Here is a 12,446-nt window from a genome sequence, read left to right as displayed (position 1 = left end):
TCTTGGACAGGCGTGCTGCGCGCACGTCGGTTCAAGCGGGGACTGACGCGCCATGACCACTCTTCGGAAGCCACAAATCGCCCTCACTTCGAAAGCCGCTCCGTTCGCGATCCGTGCGGAGCGTGCTGCCGACGTTGCGATGCGTGAAGCGCTGCTCGATGCCTGCTTTGGTGAGAACCGCCATGGCCGCACCTGCCAGCGCCTGCGCGACGGACGCGCACCAGCCGCAGGGCTTGCCCTGTCGGCCGTGCTCGAGGGGACGCTCGTGGGAACCGTGCGGCTGTGGCACGTCAGCGCCGGAGGCAGGCCCGCTCTGGTCCTCGGACCGCTGGCGGTCGACCCTGCCTGCCGCGAGCTCGGGATCGGCGCCGCGCTGATGCAACAAGCGCTGGCCGCCGCCCGGGCGCGCGGGCATGCCGCCGTGATCCTGCTCGGCGATGCCCCCTATTACGCCCGCTTCGGCTTCTCGGGCGAGAAGACCGGCGCGCTGTCGCTGCCCGGCCCGTTCGAGCGCGACCGGCTGCTGGCGATCGAGTTCGCGGACGGCGCGCTCGATGGCGCCGAAGGGATGATCGTGCCGACCGGCGCCACCCTGCCCAAACGGAGGGTAGTTCGCGCCCTCCACGCGCACGCGGCCTAAGGGATTGCCATGATGGCGACGACCGAGGCCGCCGTGAGCGGCAAGGCCCGGCCGCGCCCGCGCTAGGCCTGTCCCTTTGGGGTTGCACGAGCCCGAGAAACGCCCTTTAACCCCGCGAAACACCCCCTTTCAGTCGAGGTCCCAGAAATGTCCCGTCGCCTGATTTCCACCGGCTCACCTCTTGAGAAGACCGTCGGCTACAGCCGCGCCGTGATCGACGGCGAGTTCGCCTTCGTCGCGGGCACCACCGGCTATGACTACACCACGATGACGATGCCGGCCGATGTCACGGGCCAGTCACGCAACTGCTTCAAGACCATCGAAGCCGCCCTGAAGGAGGGCGGATTCGAGATGGCCGATATCGTCCGCGCGACCTACTACGTCACCGACGCCAGCTGCATCGATCCCCACTTCGCCGTCTGCGGCGAAGTTCTCGGCGACATCAGGCCGGCTGCGACGTTGCTGGTCGTCTCGGCCCTCGCCAAGCCCGAGATGAAGGTCGAAATCGAAGTCACCGCCAAGCGCCGCAGCATCTGAGAAACGCCGCAGCGCCTGATCCACCCCTCATCCTTTGCCCGCCAGCACGTTCCGGAGAAACCATCCCATGAGCCCTCCCTCGCAGATCTACGCGAAGATCACCGGTCCCATCGTCATGGTCGGCTTCGGCTCCATCGGCAAAGGCACTCTGCCGATGATCGAGCGGCATCTCGATTACGACAAGTCGCGCGTCACTGTGATCGATCCCAAGGACGAGGGCCGCAAGGCGCATTGCGAGAAGCAGAACGTACGCTTCATCCAGAAGGCCGTGACCAAGGACAATTATCGGGAGTTGCTGACCCCGCTGCTCACCGAGGGCGGCGGCCAGGGCTTTTGCGTCAATCTCTCGGTCGACACCGGCTCCACCGACATCATGGAGCTCTGCAACGAGCTCGGCGCTCTCTACATCGACACTGTCAACGAGCCCTGGCTCGGCTTCTATTTCGATGCCTCGAAGGGCCCGGAAGCGCGCTCCAACTACGCGCTGCGCGAAGTGACGCTGGCCGCCAAACGGGCGCGCCCGGCGGGCTCGACCACGGCCGTCTCCTGCTGCGGCGCCAATCCCGGCATGGTCTCGTTCTTCGTCAAGCAGGCGTTGCTCAACGTCGCCGCCGATCTGAAGCTCAATGCGCCCCGTCCGAAGACCAAGGCCGAGTGGGCCGATCTGATGCGCCAGGCCGGCATCAAGGGCATCCACATCGCCGAACGCGACACCCAGCGCTCCAAGAAGCCGAAGGAGCCTGACGTCTTCGTCAACACCTGGTCGGTGGAAGGCTTCCTGTCGGAAGGCGTGCAGCCGTCCGAGCTCGGCTGGGGCACCCATGAGAAGTGGATGCCGGAGAACGCGCGCACCCACGAGGCCGGCTGCGGCGCCGCCATCTATCTGATGCAGCCCGGCGCCAACACGCGCGTGCGCACCTGGTGCCCGACCCGCGGCGCACAATACGGCTTCCTCGTCACTCACAACGAGTCGATCTCGATCTCCGATTACTTCACGGTGCGCGACGCCTCGGGCAAGGCGGTCTACCGGCCGACCTGCCACTACGCCTATCATCCCGCCGACGATGCAGTGCTGTCGCTGCACGAAATGTTCGGCCGAGCCGCCAGGATGCAGGAGAAGCACCACATCCTCGAAGAGGACGAAATCGTCGACGGCATCGACGAACTCGGCGTGCTGCTGTTCGGCCACGACAACAACGCCTATTGGTACGGCTCGCAGCTCTCGATCGAAGAGACCCGCGCGCTCGCGCCCTATCAGAACGCTACCGCCCTGCAGGTGACCTCCGCGGTGCTCGGCGGCATGGTGTGGGCGCTGGAGAACCCGAACGAGGGCATCGTCGAGGCCGACGAGATGGATTTCGATCGTCTCTTGGAAATTCAATTGCCGTATCTCGGCCCGGTGAAGGGGTTCTACACGGATTGGACGCCGCTGACGGATCGTCCGGGCCTGTTCCCGGAGGATATCGACACCAGCGATCCCTGGCAGTTCCGGAATATTCTGGTGCGGTGATCGCGCGCCACGCCTGATTGATCGATCATGATGCCCGGCCTTGCGCCGGGCATTCTCGTTTCGCGGCCAGCCTCGCCTCGTTACTTCGCCAGGTAATCGAACGCCACGCTGCCGAGCCCGAGCGTCAGATCTGCCTTGAAGTGCAACGCCGAGACCACCTCGCGCACCGGCAACCGGGCGACATCGCAGAGCGCGTGAGGAAACAGGCCGAGCGCGGCTGGGCCGGTCCAGGCTTCCTTCAGCGTGATGTCCTCGAGATGGAAGCGCACCAGCTCGCAGATCCGAGGGCTCCCGTCGACATGCGGGATGATTTTCAGGATGAAGTTCGGTGCCTTCATCGGCTGCAGCACCCCGTCAAGATCGACCTTGCGGTGCTTGTAGCCCATGGTCGCGGAGGCACAGAGCACCGAACCATAATGCAGCGAGCCGACCAGCACGTCGCTCTCGACCTCGATCTTCGGCCGCGCCAGCTTCTTCGGAAAGCCCCACAGCTCGCGGCCGCCGGCGATCGGGCCTTCGTCGTCGAGATACATCGCGTGGGTGTAGGCACCGAGTTCGCCCTTGAAACGGACCGGGATCACCTGCCCGGTCTCGGTGTAGTCGCCGAAGCCGGTCGAATCGGGCATGCGGATGAATTCGTATTTCACCACCGGCTCCGCCACCTCGAGCGGCTCGGGCACGACGGCGGCAAGGGCTTCGGGATCGGTCCTGTAGGTGATGATGAAGTATTCGCGGTCGAAGAAGCGATATGGCCCGGGCGGGAATGACGGATTGGTGAGCGGCATCGAATAGGCGGTGCGGCGAACGTCTTCGATCTTCATGGGAGGCCCCATCTGTCGTTGGCGCGACGGATTATGGAACGGGCCGTTTGCCGAGGCGAGATCAAATGCGCGTCACAATACGCTGACCGTCGGGCTACTTCTCCTTGATCGGCGGCGCGATCTTCTCCGCGGGTGCCTGCGGCAATGCTGGTTTAGCCGCGCCCTGCGTCTGCGGCTCGGGGCGCGCGGGCTCGGGGGCCGGCGTGGTCGGCCGGTCGCCGCCGGGCTTGGCTTCCGCGGGCTTGTTCTGATCGTCGGACGGGGTGCCCTGAAGCGGCGGCGTTGCCTGCGCCACCTGCATCCGGCTCTCGGCGCGGATCTGCGCCAGCGACAGGCCCGACACCACGACGCCCGCTGCGAACAGCGAGCAGGCGATCATCAGGTCACGTTTCAGTCTGGGCTTGTCATTGCCGGTCATGTCGATCACCGCGTTTGTACGAGGGATCAACGAAATTGCCGGACGGCAGTTCCGCAGTCAGCAAGATGGGAACCCGGTCGTAGCGCGCTAAAACGCCGCGCTACTCCGTCGTGCTGACTTCCCAGGTGGCATGCCGCACGCCCGGCAAATGCTGCAAATCCGTGGCCGCCGCGTTCAGCTCATTGGGGTCGACCGCGGTCGCGACCAGCTTGGCAACGATCTCCAGCATATCCTCCCCGATCTCGACGACGTCGACATCGGCGACGGGATAATTCGCGGCCTCCAGCTTCTCGACGAGGCGGTCGCGCATGTCGGGCAAGGCATCGACCGCGACCGCAAGCTTGAAGTAGTAGGTTGCCTCCAGCGCCTTCTCGTTCAGGGGAATGCGGTTGATGGCATTGACCAGCAGGCGCAGCATGGTGTTGCCGGCGATGACGAACACGGTGAGCGCAGCCGCCTGCGCGACCATGTCGGCCCCGGCGCAGGAGCCGACCGCGGCCGAAGCCCACAACGTTGCCGCGGTGTTGAGCCCGCGGACGTCCATGCCCTGCTTCATGATGACACCGGCGCCGAGGAAGCCGATGCCAGAGACGACGTAGGAGATCACCCGCACCGCGCCGTCAGCACCGGTCAGATGCATCGCGAGGTCGACGAAAGCCGCGGCACCAACGGCAACAAGCACGTTGGTGCGCAGGCCCGCCGTGCGCTGCCGGTATTGCCGCTCGGCGCCGATCAGCGTGCCCAGCACGAAGGCCGTGAACAGGCTGACCAGCGTGTCCGCGAAGTCGGCAAGCTGGAATGTCGTCAGAAACCGCATGGCCCCCTATACGGCCGGAACCATGACAGATTAAAGCTCCAGCAGACCGCCGTCCCCACTTTCATCGGCAAAGGCCAGCAGCGTGCCCTTGGCATTCCAGGCGAGTGCGGCCACGGGCGGGGTGCCGTTGCGGCGGACCAGGATCTCGGCGCCGTCCTCCAGCCGCACCATCAGCACGGTGCCGTCGCTGTAGCCGGCGGCGAGGATGTCATTCTTCGGGTGGCAGGCCACCACGGACACGCGCGCCTGAAGCGGGGCGAGCATCGCGGGCTCCTTGCCCATCGGGCCATCCTTGCTGGCGAACGGCCACAGGATCACGGTGTCGGCGCCCGAGGTCGCCAGCGCCTTGCCGCCGGCGCTCCAGGACATCGAACGGACGCGGCCCGGATAGCCGGTCATCCGCATGTGCCTGTTGTCGGCCAGCCGCCAGCCGTGCAGCGCCGCCTCGTGCATCGCAGTGACCAGGAACTTGTTGTCGGGGCTGAAGGTGACGCCGAGATGCGAGCCCGTCCAGGGCAGGAATTCGGCCGATCCTTCCATGTTCGGAAACCACAGCGTCGCGCCGTTGTAATGCGCGATCGCGAGCCGCAGGCCTTTTGGCGCGAAGGCAAGGCCGCCGACGGTCGAGGGCACTTCCAGCGACTTCTCCTCGCTCTTGCCGCTCTTGACGGTCGCCGTCTTGCCGGCCGACCAGGCAAACGCGCCATCGGCGTGCAGCGCCACCGCGTCGATCCAGCGCCGCTTCGGATCGGTGGCGAGCAGCGTCACCTCGCCCTTGGCATCGAGCGCGACGACCTTGCCGTCGTCGCCGCCCATGACGAGGCGCTTGCCATCGGAAGCGGTCGAGAGAATGCCGCCGCTATGCACGGCGACCGTGGTGATCTCACCCTCGGCATCGACGAAGGCGACATTCTCCTCGCCGCCGACGAAGACGGCGCGTGGACCAAGGAAATGCACCGAGGTCACGGCCATCCCCAGCGTAACCGGCTTGACGCGGTCGGTGACGGAGACGATCGAGGTGGAATCGGGAGCCGGCGTAAACTCTTTCATCACGAGACGATGCAGCTTTCAAAGCCCTTGCGGATGGCCTCTTCCGGCAATTCGCGGCCGATGAAGACGAGGCGGCTCTCGCGCGGCTCGCCCTCCTTCCACTTCCGCTGATGATTGCCCTCCAGCATCATGTGCACGCCCTGGAAGACGTAACGGTCGTCGTCGTCGTGGAAGGCGAGGATGCCCTTGGAGCGCAGGATCTTGCCGCCCTCGACCTGCACCAAATTCTGGAGCCAGGGCATGAACACGTTCGGATCGAGCGGCTTGTCGGTCTTGAGCGACAGCGACTGCATGTCCTCGTCGTGATAGTGCTTCAGGCCGTGGCCGTGGCCGTGATCATGATGGTGATGGTCGTGGCCGTGATGGTGATGATGATCATGGTCGTGGTCATGATCGTCGGCCTCCAAAAAGTCCGGCTCGATGTCGAGGATGCGGTCGAGGTCGAACGCGCCGCGATCGAGCACGTCGGCCAGGGCCACCGAGCAGCGCTCGGTGCGGTGCAGCTTGGCATAGGGGTTGATGCCGCGAATGCGGGCCTCGACCTCGGCGAGTTCGCCCTTGTTGACGAGGTCGGTCTTGTTCAGCACGATCACGTCGGCAAAGGCGATCTGGTTCTTGGCCTCGGGCGCGTCCTTGAGCCGGTCGGACAGCCATTTGGCGTCGGCGACCGTCACCACCGCATCGAGCCGGGCGTTCTTCTGCACGTCCTCGTCGACGAAGAAGGTCTGGGCGACCGGCGCCGGATCGGCAAGGCCGGTGGTCTCGACGATAATGGCGTCGAACTTGCCCTTGCGCTTCATCAGACCGTCCATGATGCGGACGAGATCGCCGCGCACGGTGCAGCAGATGCAGCCGTTGTTCATCTCGAACACTTCCTCATCGGCGCCGATGATGAGGTCATTGTCGATGCCGATCTCGCCGAATTCGTTGACGATGACGGCGTATTTCTTGCCGTGGTTTTCCGACAGGATGCGGTTCAAGAGCGTGGTCTTGCCGGCGCCGAGATAGCCGGTCAGGACGGTCACGGGAATCTTCTGGGAGGTCGCTTCAGACATAACAACTCCGGACTTCTTACCTTTTTCGCGCGACGCGAGGCGGGGTGGCCCCTGCCCTAATGGTCAAGCGCGCTGGTCAGGGCCTTTATATTGTGCCTGACCATGTCAATGTAAGTGGGTGCAGGCCCCTTTTCGCCGGTCAAACTGTCCGAAATCAAGGTCCCGCCGACCCTTGCGCCGGTCTCGGCTGCGATCCGCCGGATCAGCCGGTCGTCGCTGATATTTTCCAGGAACACGGCCGGGATTTTTTGGGCCTTGATCTGGCCGATGATAGCTGCGATGTCGCGCGCGCTGGGCTCGGTTTCCGTGGAGACACCCAAGGGGGCGATGAACTGGATGCCGTACTCGGCGGAAAAATAGCCGAAGGCGTCGTGGGTGGAGATCACCTTGCGCCGGTCCGGTGGGATTTTGGCCACGGCTTCCCGGACCTCGCGGTCCAGCGTTTCGAGCTTTTCCAGATAGGCCTTGGCCTGGGCGCGGAAGACATCCGCGTCATCGGGAGCGGCGGTAGCCAACGCATTGGCGATGTGGGTGACGTAGATCTTGGCATTGGGGATGGACTGCCAGGCGTGGGGATCGGCGGCCGCACCTAATTTGAGGGGCGTGATGCCGGCACTCGCCGTCACGACTGTCGCCTTGCTCCCCGCGGACTGCACGAGGCGCGGCAGCCAGCCCTCGAGACCGAGCCCGTTGACGATGACGAGCTTTGCATCCGCGATGCGCTTCGCATCGGCGGGTGCCGACGTATAGACGTGGACGTCGCTGTCGGCGCCGACCAGCGTGGTTAGATTGATCCTGTCACCGCCGACATTGCGGACGAAATCGCCGAGGATCGAGAAGCTCGCGACCACGTTGAGCCGCTCCGCGGCATGCAGCGGCGGGGCGATCAGCAACAGCGCACACAACAGGATGAGCCGCATCGTCACGCTTCCAGATGCCGGCCGGGAAACAATTGCCGGATGATACCGCCGACGCGGCCGAACAACACGGAGACGGTGTAGAACACCGTCGCCACGAGTATGATCGCGGGGCCTGATGGCACACGGGTCTGGAACGACAGCACGAGGCCGGCATAGCCCGAGACGGCAGCAGCAATCACGGCAATGCAGATCATGGCGGTGAGATCGCGCGACCAGAATCGGGCAATGCCCGCGGGCAGGATCATGAGGCCGACCGCAAGCAGCGTGCCGAGCGCCTGAAAGCCGTTGACGAGGTTGATGACGACGAGCGCGAGGAAGGCGAGATGCGCGGGTCCTCCGGCGCGGCTGACGGTGCGCAGGAACAGCGGATCGACGCTCTCGATCACCAGCGGACGGTAGATCACCGCGAGCACCAGCAACGTCACCGTGGCGTTGAAGGCGACCACCAGCAGCGTCTGGTCGTCCATCGCGAGGATATTGCCGAACAAGACATGCAGCAGGTCGATATTGGTGCCCTTGATCGAAACGATGGTGACACCCAGCGCCAGCGAGGCCAGATAGAAAGTGGCGAGCGAAGCGTCCTCCTTCAGCCCGGTCGAGCGCGCGACCACGCCGGCGAGGATGGCGACGGCAAAGCCGGCGATCAGGCCGCCGGCGGTCATCGCAAACAGGTTGAGCCCGGAGAACAGAAAGCCGACCGCCGCGCCCGGCAGGATCGCATGCGCCATGGCATCGCCGACGAGGCTCATCCGCCGCAGCATCAGGAACACGCCGATCGGCGCGCCGGCCAGCGACAGCGCGATCACGGCGGCAAGCGCCCGCCGCATGAACTCGAATTCGGTGAACGGGCCGATCAGAACGTCATGGACCATGGGACGTCACGCCGCCCGTGAGCGGCCGTCCTCGGCACAAGCCGTGGCACTGTCGTCGAAGGCCTCGCACATCCGCATCGCGACAACAAGGTTTTCCGGCGTCAGCACCTCCGCCGTCGGTCCCCAGGCCACGGGGCCGCGTGCCAGCACCAGCGTCTCGCTGAAATGGGTACGCACCATCTCCATGTCGTGTAGCGCGGCCAGCACGGTGCGGCCCTCGGCGTGCCAGCCCTTCACCAGCGCGAGCAGATCGACCGTGGTCTTGCTGTCGATGGCGTTGAAGGGCTCGTCGAGCACGATCAGGCTCGCGTCCTGGAGCAGCACCCGCGCGAACAACACACGCTGCATCTGACCACCGGAGAGCGTGCCGATCGGACGGTTCTCGAAACCATTGAGGCCAACGGCGGCGATCGCGCGCAGGATTTTTTCGCGCGCGGTCTTGCCGATGCCGCCGAACAGACCGGTCCCGCGCCACAGCCCGGTGCCGACGAAATCGAACACCGAGATCGGAAAGCTGCGGTCGATCTCCGCGCTCTGCGGCAGATAGGCGATATCCCTGCTGTCGAGGCCGCCGAGATGGATGCTGCCGTCGAGCGGCTTGAGGATGCCGACGATGCCGCGCAGCAGCGTCGACTTGCCGGCGCCGTTCGGGCCGATCACGGCGACCAGGGCACCAGATGCGACGTCGCCGTTGAGATGGTGCACGGCCGGGTGCCGGTCGTAGCCGAGCGTGACGTTATGGAAGTGCAGCGCCGCCATGGTCACCTCATCGCCAGAAAGACCATGCCCCAGAGCACGGCGCAGACGGCGAGCGCGGCCGCGAGGCGGCCCGCCATGGTCATGCGCAGGATCGACCACGGCGCCGCCTGGGCGGGATGCGGCGAAGCCGCATCGTGGACATGGGCATGGGTGTGGTCGTGCCCGTGCGAATGCGCGTGGTCATGAGAATGACCCTGGGAATGGTCGTGATGATGGGCGTGAGACGCGGCGGGAACCATTTCAGGACGTTATATTATAACATTACCACTGTCCACGCCCGGCTCAGGGCCGGCCGATCACCATGGCAATGGCGGCGGCCACGAACGGAAATGGCACCGACACCGCACAGCGGAACCAGACGAAACGGGCCGGCATGAACGGGATTTCCCATAGGATCACCCGCTGGAAGGCGAACAGGGCCCAGGCGATGACGTAAGCCACCACCTGGGGCACCCCGCCACCGGACTTCAGCGCCACCGTGCCGATGGAAAAGCCAATGACAGGTCCGCCCGGCGTGGCGGCGCCCGCGACCACGGCGGTCGCGACCCCGAGCCAGCCACTGTCCGGCCCAAGCCAGCCGGTGATCACCTCCTGCGGGATGATGGCGGCGATATAGCCGGAGCCGATCACCCCCAGCGCAATCCGCGGCACGATGTTGATGAAGTCCATGGAGCCTTCGCGCAGCGAGGCCTTGAACACGGAAGAGCCACGGCGGAAGGCGATCAGGCCGACGCCGAGAACGGAGCCCCACAACAGGATGTCGATGAGAAGCGCGGCGCTCACGTCTCATCGTCCTTCATGGCCGGCTTTGGATAGAGCCGAACGTAGACGAAGCGGCCGAGCGCGCCGGCCAGCACCGGTAGCGGCAGCGAGATCACGATCCGCCACAGCGTGAAGTCGGTGCCCATGATCGGGATTTCCCAAGCCACCGCCCGGCCGTAGCCGATCAGGGTCCAGCTCACGACCATGGCGATGGTCGCGCCGAAATCGGCACCAACCGCGAGCAGCGCGCTCGCCACCGGATAGGCGGTGAAGGGACCGCCGGGCAGGATCGCGCCGAACGCGGTGCCGATCAGCAGCCCCATCAGGCCGGATTTAGGCCCGAGCGAACGCGAGACTTTTTCGTGCGGCAGGATCTCGGAGATGAACGCACCGAGCAGGCAACCGGCCAGCACGCGCGGCAGGATGCCGCCGAACAGCGAGAGGTCGTGGGTGAGAATGTCGAGAACACCGTCGGTGCCGTCACGCCGCCAAACCAGACCCGCGCTCACCGCCACCAGGACCGCGATGATGATGGTCGACCAGCCGATCGGCTTGCGCACACGCCCCGGCCGCGGCTCGGAGTCCACGTCCTCGGCAGGCGCCGGGTCTTTCGGAGAAGGTTCTGACAACGAGCTCGGGTCGGATCGAGGGATGCCCGTCCTGATTAGAGGCGGCGCCCACGCGATGCAAACAGTACGATGACAGAGCTGTGCGCGTGTCGTGCAGGGCAATTCCGCACAGCAAAAAGGCGGCCGCGAGAGCGACCGCCCTTCTGTCATTCCTGGGCGGCGCATCAGCACCGAGCCCGGAATCTCGAGATCCCGGGTTCGATGCTACGCATCGCCCCGGGATGACGGAGCAGAATTTACGCCTTGTCGAACAGGGACTCGACGTATTCCCAGTTCACGAGGTTCTCGACGAACGCCTTGAGATAGTCCGGACGGCGGTTGCGATAGTCGATGTAGTAGGAGTGCTCCCAGACGTCGCAGCCGAGGATCGGGGTGGCGCCGTGCACCAGCGGATTCTCGCCGTTCGGGGTCTTGGAGATCTCGAGCTTGCCGTTCTTCACCTGGAGCCAGCACCAGCCGGAGCCGAACTGGCCGACGCCGGCCGCCTGGAAGTCGGTCTTGAACTTCTCGAAGCCGCCGAGGTCCTCGTTGATCTTCTTCTCGAGCTTGCCGGGCAGCTTGGTGCCGCCGCCGTTGGGCTTCATCCAGCTCCAGAAGTGGATGTGGTTGTAGTGCTGACCGGCATTGTTGAACACGGCCGGGTTCTTGCCGAACGAGCCCTTGACGATCTCCTCAAGGGACTTGCCTTCCCATTCGGTCCCCTTGAGCGCGTTGTTGCCGTTGGTGACGTAGGCCTGATGATGCTTGTCGTGATGATATTCCAACGTCTCCTTCGACATATACTGGCCGAGGGCGTCATAGGCGTAAGGGAGTGGGGGCAGCGTAAAGGTCATGGGTTCTTGTCCGCAACTGGTGGGGAACGAGTTCTAACGGTCACCCCTTATAGAAGGTTCCTGCGTCGTTAAATACCGCCAATTTGCGAAAACGCGGGATGCGACCGCGTGGCCGGATTGCATAAAATCGACGCGAGCGCAGGCAGTCGCCCCGGACGCGATGAGTCGACGCAAAATGTCATTGCCTTTGAAGCGGTTATGACAGAACGAATGCAGCACGAACCAAAGATGCGAGAGACGGAGCAATGAGTGTCGAGATCGACATCCTGAACGGCGACGCCTCCTGGCCGATCGCAAAGCCGCTACTCCAGGAGGTCTGGGGACCGCTTATGGTCGCGGGTAAGCCCTGGGCTAACGTCAAGTGGGCCAATGCGGATCTGCGCGTCCTGATCGAGACGCCCGAGGACGGGCTGGTCTGCCACGTCGGCATCTACTTCCGGACCGTCAGCTGGAACGGACGCAAGGTTCATATCGGCGGTATCGGCGGCGTCTCCACGCGTGAGGACCAGCGCGGCCGTGGCTACGCAACCATGGCGATCGACGCGGCCGTGCACACCATGCGCGCCAACGAGGCGGTCCGGTTCGCGCTTCTGTTCTGCGAGCCGCACAATGTCGCATTCTACGAGGCCCGCAAATGGCAACCCTTCACCGGCGAGGTCTATTGCGAGCAGCCGGAGGGGCGCATCCGCTTCACCGCCATGGCCCCCTTCGTCCTGGACATCGTTCGCGCGCCGACGCAGGGCACCATCGACCTATGCGGCCCGCCGTGGTGAGCCCTGCGTGAGGTGAGGGCTGGTGCAGGCGCCCCCTTGCCCTATAATAT

At 64.9% G+C, this 12,446-nt stretch carries 16 protein-coding genes; 4 read left to right on the top strand and 12 right to left on the bottom strand.

The genetic code is table 11. The features are described 5' to 3' along the window. The first annotated feature begins 52 nt into the window (after positions 1-52). The 3 genes from NLM27_RS37480 to NLM27_RS37470 all read left to right on the top strand — a co-directional run bounded on the left by NLM27_RS37480 (position 53) and on the right by NLM27_RS37470 (position 2,687). A complete protein-coding gene (locus tag NLM27_RS37480; RefSeq protein WP_254148034.1) occupies positions 53-640 on the top strand; it encodes a GNAT family N-acetyltransferase in 588 nt (195 codons plus the stop codon). Between the two features lie 147 nt (positions 641-787). Continuing rightward, positions 788-1,177 (top strand): RidA family protein, encoded by a 390-nt coding sequence (locus tag NLM27_RS37475; RefSeq protein WP_254148033.1) that lies wholly within the window; start codon positions 788-790, stop codon positions 1,175-1,177. A 67-nt stretch (positions 1,178-1,244) separates the two neighbouring features. Continuing rightward, positions 1,245-2,687 carry a homospermidine synthase gene (locus NLM27_RS37470; RefSeq protein ID WP_254148032.1) on the top strand — a complete coding sequence of 481 codons (1,443 nt, stop codon included), beginning with the start codon at positions 1,245-1,247 and terminating at the stop codon, positions 2,685-2,687. Between the two features lie 80 nt (positions 2,688-2,767). Here NLM27_RS37470 and NLM27_RS37465 read toward each other — a convergent pair whose 3' ends face one another. From NLM27_RS37465 to NLM27_RS37410, 12 genes are all read right to left on the bottom strand, one after another. After that, complete coding sequence (locus NLM27_RS37465; protein ID WP_254148031.1) at positions 2,768-3,508, bottom strand: acetoacetate decarboxylase; 741 nt, start codon at positions 3,506-3,508, stop codon at positions 2,768-2,770. Between the two features lie 94 nt (positions 3,509-3,602). After that, complete coding sequence (locus NLM27_RS37460) at positions 3,603-3,926, bottom strand: hypothetical protein (protein ID WP_254149026.1); 324 nt, start codon at positions 3,924-3,926, stop codon at positions 3,603-3,605. A 100-nt stretch (positions 3,927-4,026) separates the two neighbouring features. Next, positions 4,027-4,743: an MgtC/SapB family protein gene (locus tag NLM27_RS37455; protein ID WP_254148030.1), complete on the bottom strand. Its 717-nt coding sequence runs from the start codon at positions 4,741-4,743 to the stop codon at positions 4,027-4,029. A 30-nt stretch (positions 4,744-4,773) separates the two neighbouring features. Next, on the bottom strand, positions 4,774-5,793 hold the full coding sequence (locus NLM27_RS37450) for a WD40 repeat domain-containing protein (RefSeq protein WP_254149025.1): 1,020 nt from the start codon (positions 5,791-5,793) through the stop codon (positions 4,774-4,776). Continuing rightward, positions 5,793-6,848 carry a GTP-binding protein gene (locus tag NLM27_RS37445; protein ID WP_254148029.1) on the bottom strand — a complete coding sequence of 352 codons (1,056 nt, stop codon included), beginning with the start codon at positions 6,846-6,848 and terminating at the stop codon, positions 5,793-5,795. The genes NLM27_RS37450 and NLM27_RS37445 overlap by 1 nt, the downstream gene beginning before the upstream one ends. 56 nt (positions 6,849-6,904) lie before the next feature. Next, entirely contained in the window at positions 6,905-7,768 is an 864-nt protein-coding gene (locus NLM27_RS37440; protein WP_254148028.1) for a metal ABC transporter solute-binding protein, Zn/Mn family, read from the bottom strand. A gap of 2 nt (positions 7,769-7,770) precedes the next feature. Further along, positions 7,771-8,640, bottom strand: a complete 870-nt coding sequence (locus tag NLM27_RS37435; protein ID WP_254148027.1) for a metal ABC transporter permease — start codon at positions 8,638-8,640, stop codon at positions 7,771-7,773. Between the two features lie 6 nt (positions 8,641-8,646). Next, positions 8,647-9,399 (bottom strand): metal ABC transporter ATP-binding protein, encoded by a 753-nt coding sequence (locus NLM27_RS37430; RefSeq protein ID WP_254148026.1) that lies wholly within the window; start codon positions 9,397-9,399, stop codon positions 8,647-8,649. A gap of 2 nt (positions 9,400-9,401) precedes the next feature. Next, a complete protein-coding gene (locus NLM27_RS37425) occupies positions 9,402-9,638 on the bottom strand; it encodes a hypothetical protein (protein ID WP_254148025.1) in 237 nt (78 codons plus the stop codon). A 43-nt stretch (positions 9,639-9,681) separates the two neighbouring features. Further along, positions 9,682-10,182 carry a hypothetical protein gene (locus NLM27_RS37420; protein ID WP_254148024.1) on the bottom strand — a complete coding sequence of 167 codons (501 nt, stop codon included), beginning with the start codon at positions 10,180-10,182 and terminating at the stop codon, positions 9,682-9,684. After that, the gene (locus NLM27_RS37415; RefSeq protein WP_254148023.1) at positions 10,179-10,790 is read right to left on the bottom strand and encodes a permease; all 612 of its coding nucleotides are present in this window, start codon (positions 10,788-10,790) and stop codon (positions 10,179-10,181) included. Before NLM27_RS37415 ends, NLM27_RS37420 begins: the two co-directional genes overlap by 4 nt. Before the next feature lie 236 nt (positions 10,791-11,026). Continuing rightward, on the bottom strand, positions 11,027-11,623 hold the full coding sequence (locus NLM27_RS37410) for a superoxide dismutase (RefSeq protein WP_026312923.1): 597 nt from the start codon (positions 11,621-11,623) through the stop codon (positions 11,027-11,029). A 245-nt stretch (positions 11,624-11,868) separates the two neighbouring features. On the opposite strand from NLM27_RS37410, the gene NLM27_RS37405 reads away from it, so the two are divergent. Beyond that, on the top strand, positions 11,869-12,396 hold the full coding sequence (locus NLM27_RS37405; protein WP_254148022.1) for a GNAT family N-acetyltransferase: 528 nt from the start codon (positions 11,869-11,871) through the stop codon (positions 12,394-12,396). Positions 12,397-12,446: the final 50 nt, after the last annotated feature.

It is taken from the genome of Bradyrhizobium sp. CCGB12, assembly GCF_024199845.1.
In the GTDB taxonomy this organism is placed as follows: Bacteria; Pseudomonadota; Alphaproteobacteria; order Rhizobiales; family Xanthobacteraceae; genus Bradyrhizobium.
This window is presented reverse-complemented; position numbering and strand designations above follow the sequence as displayed.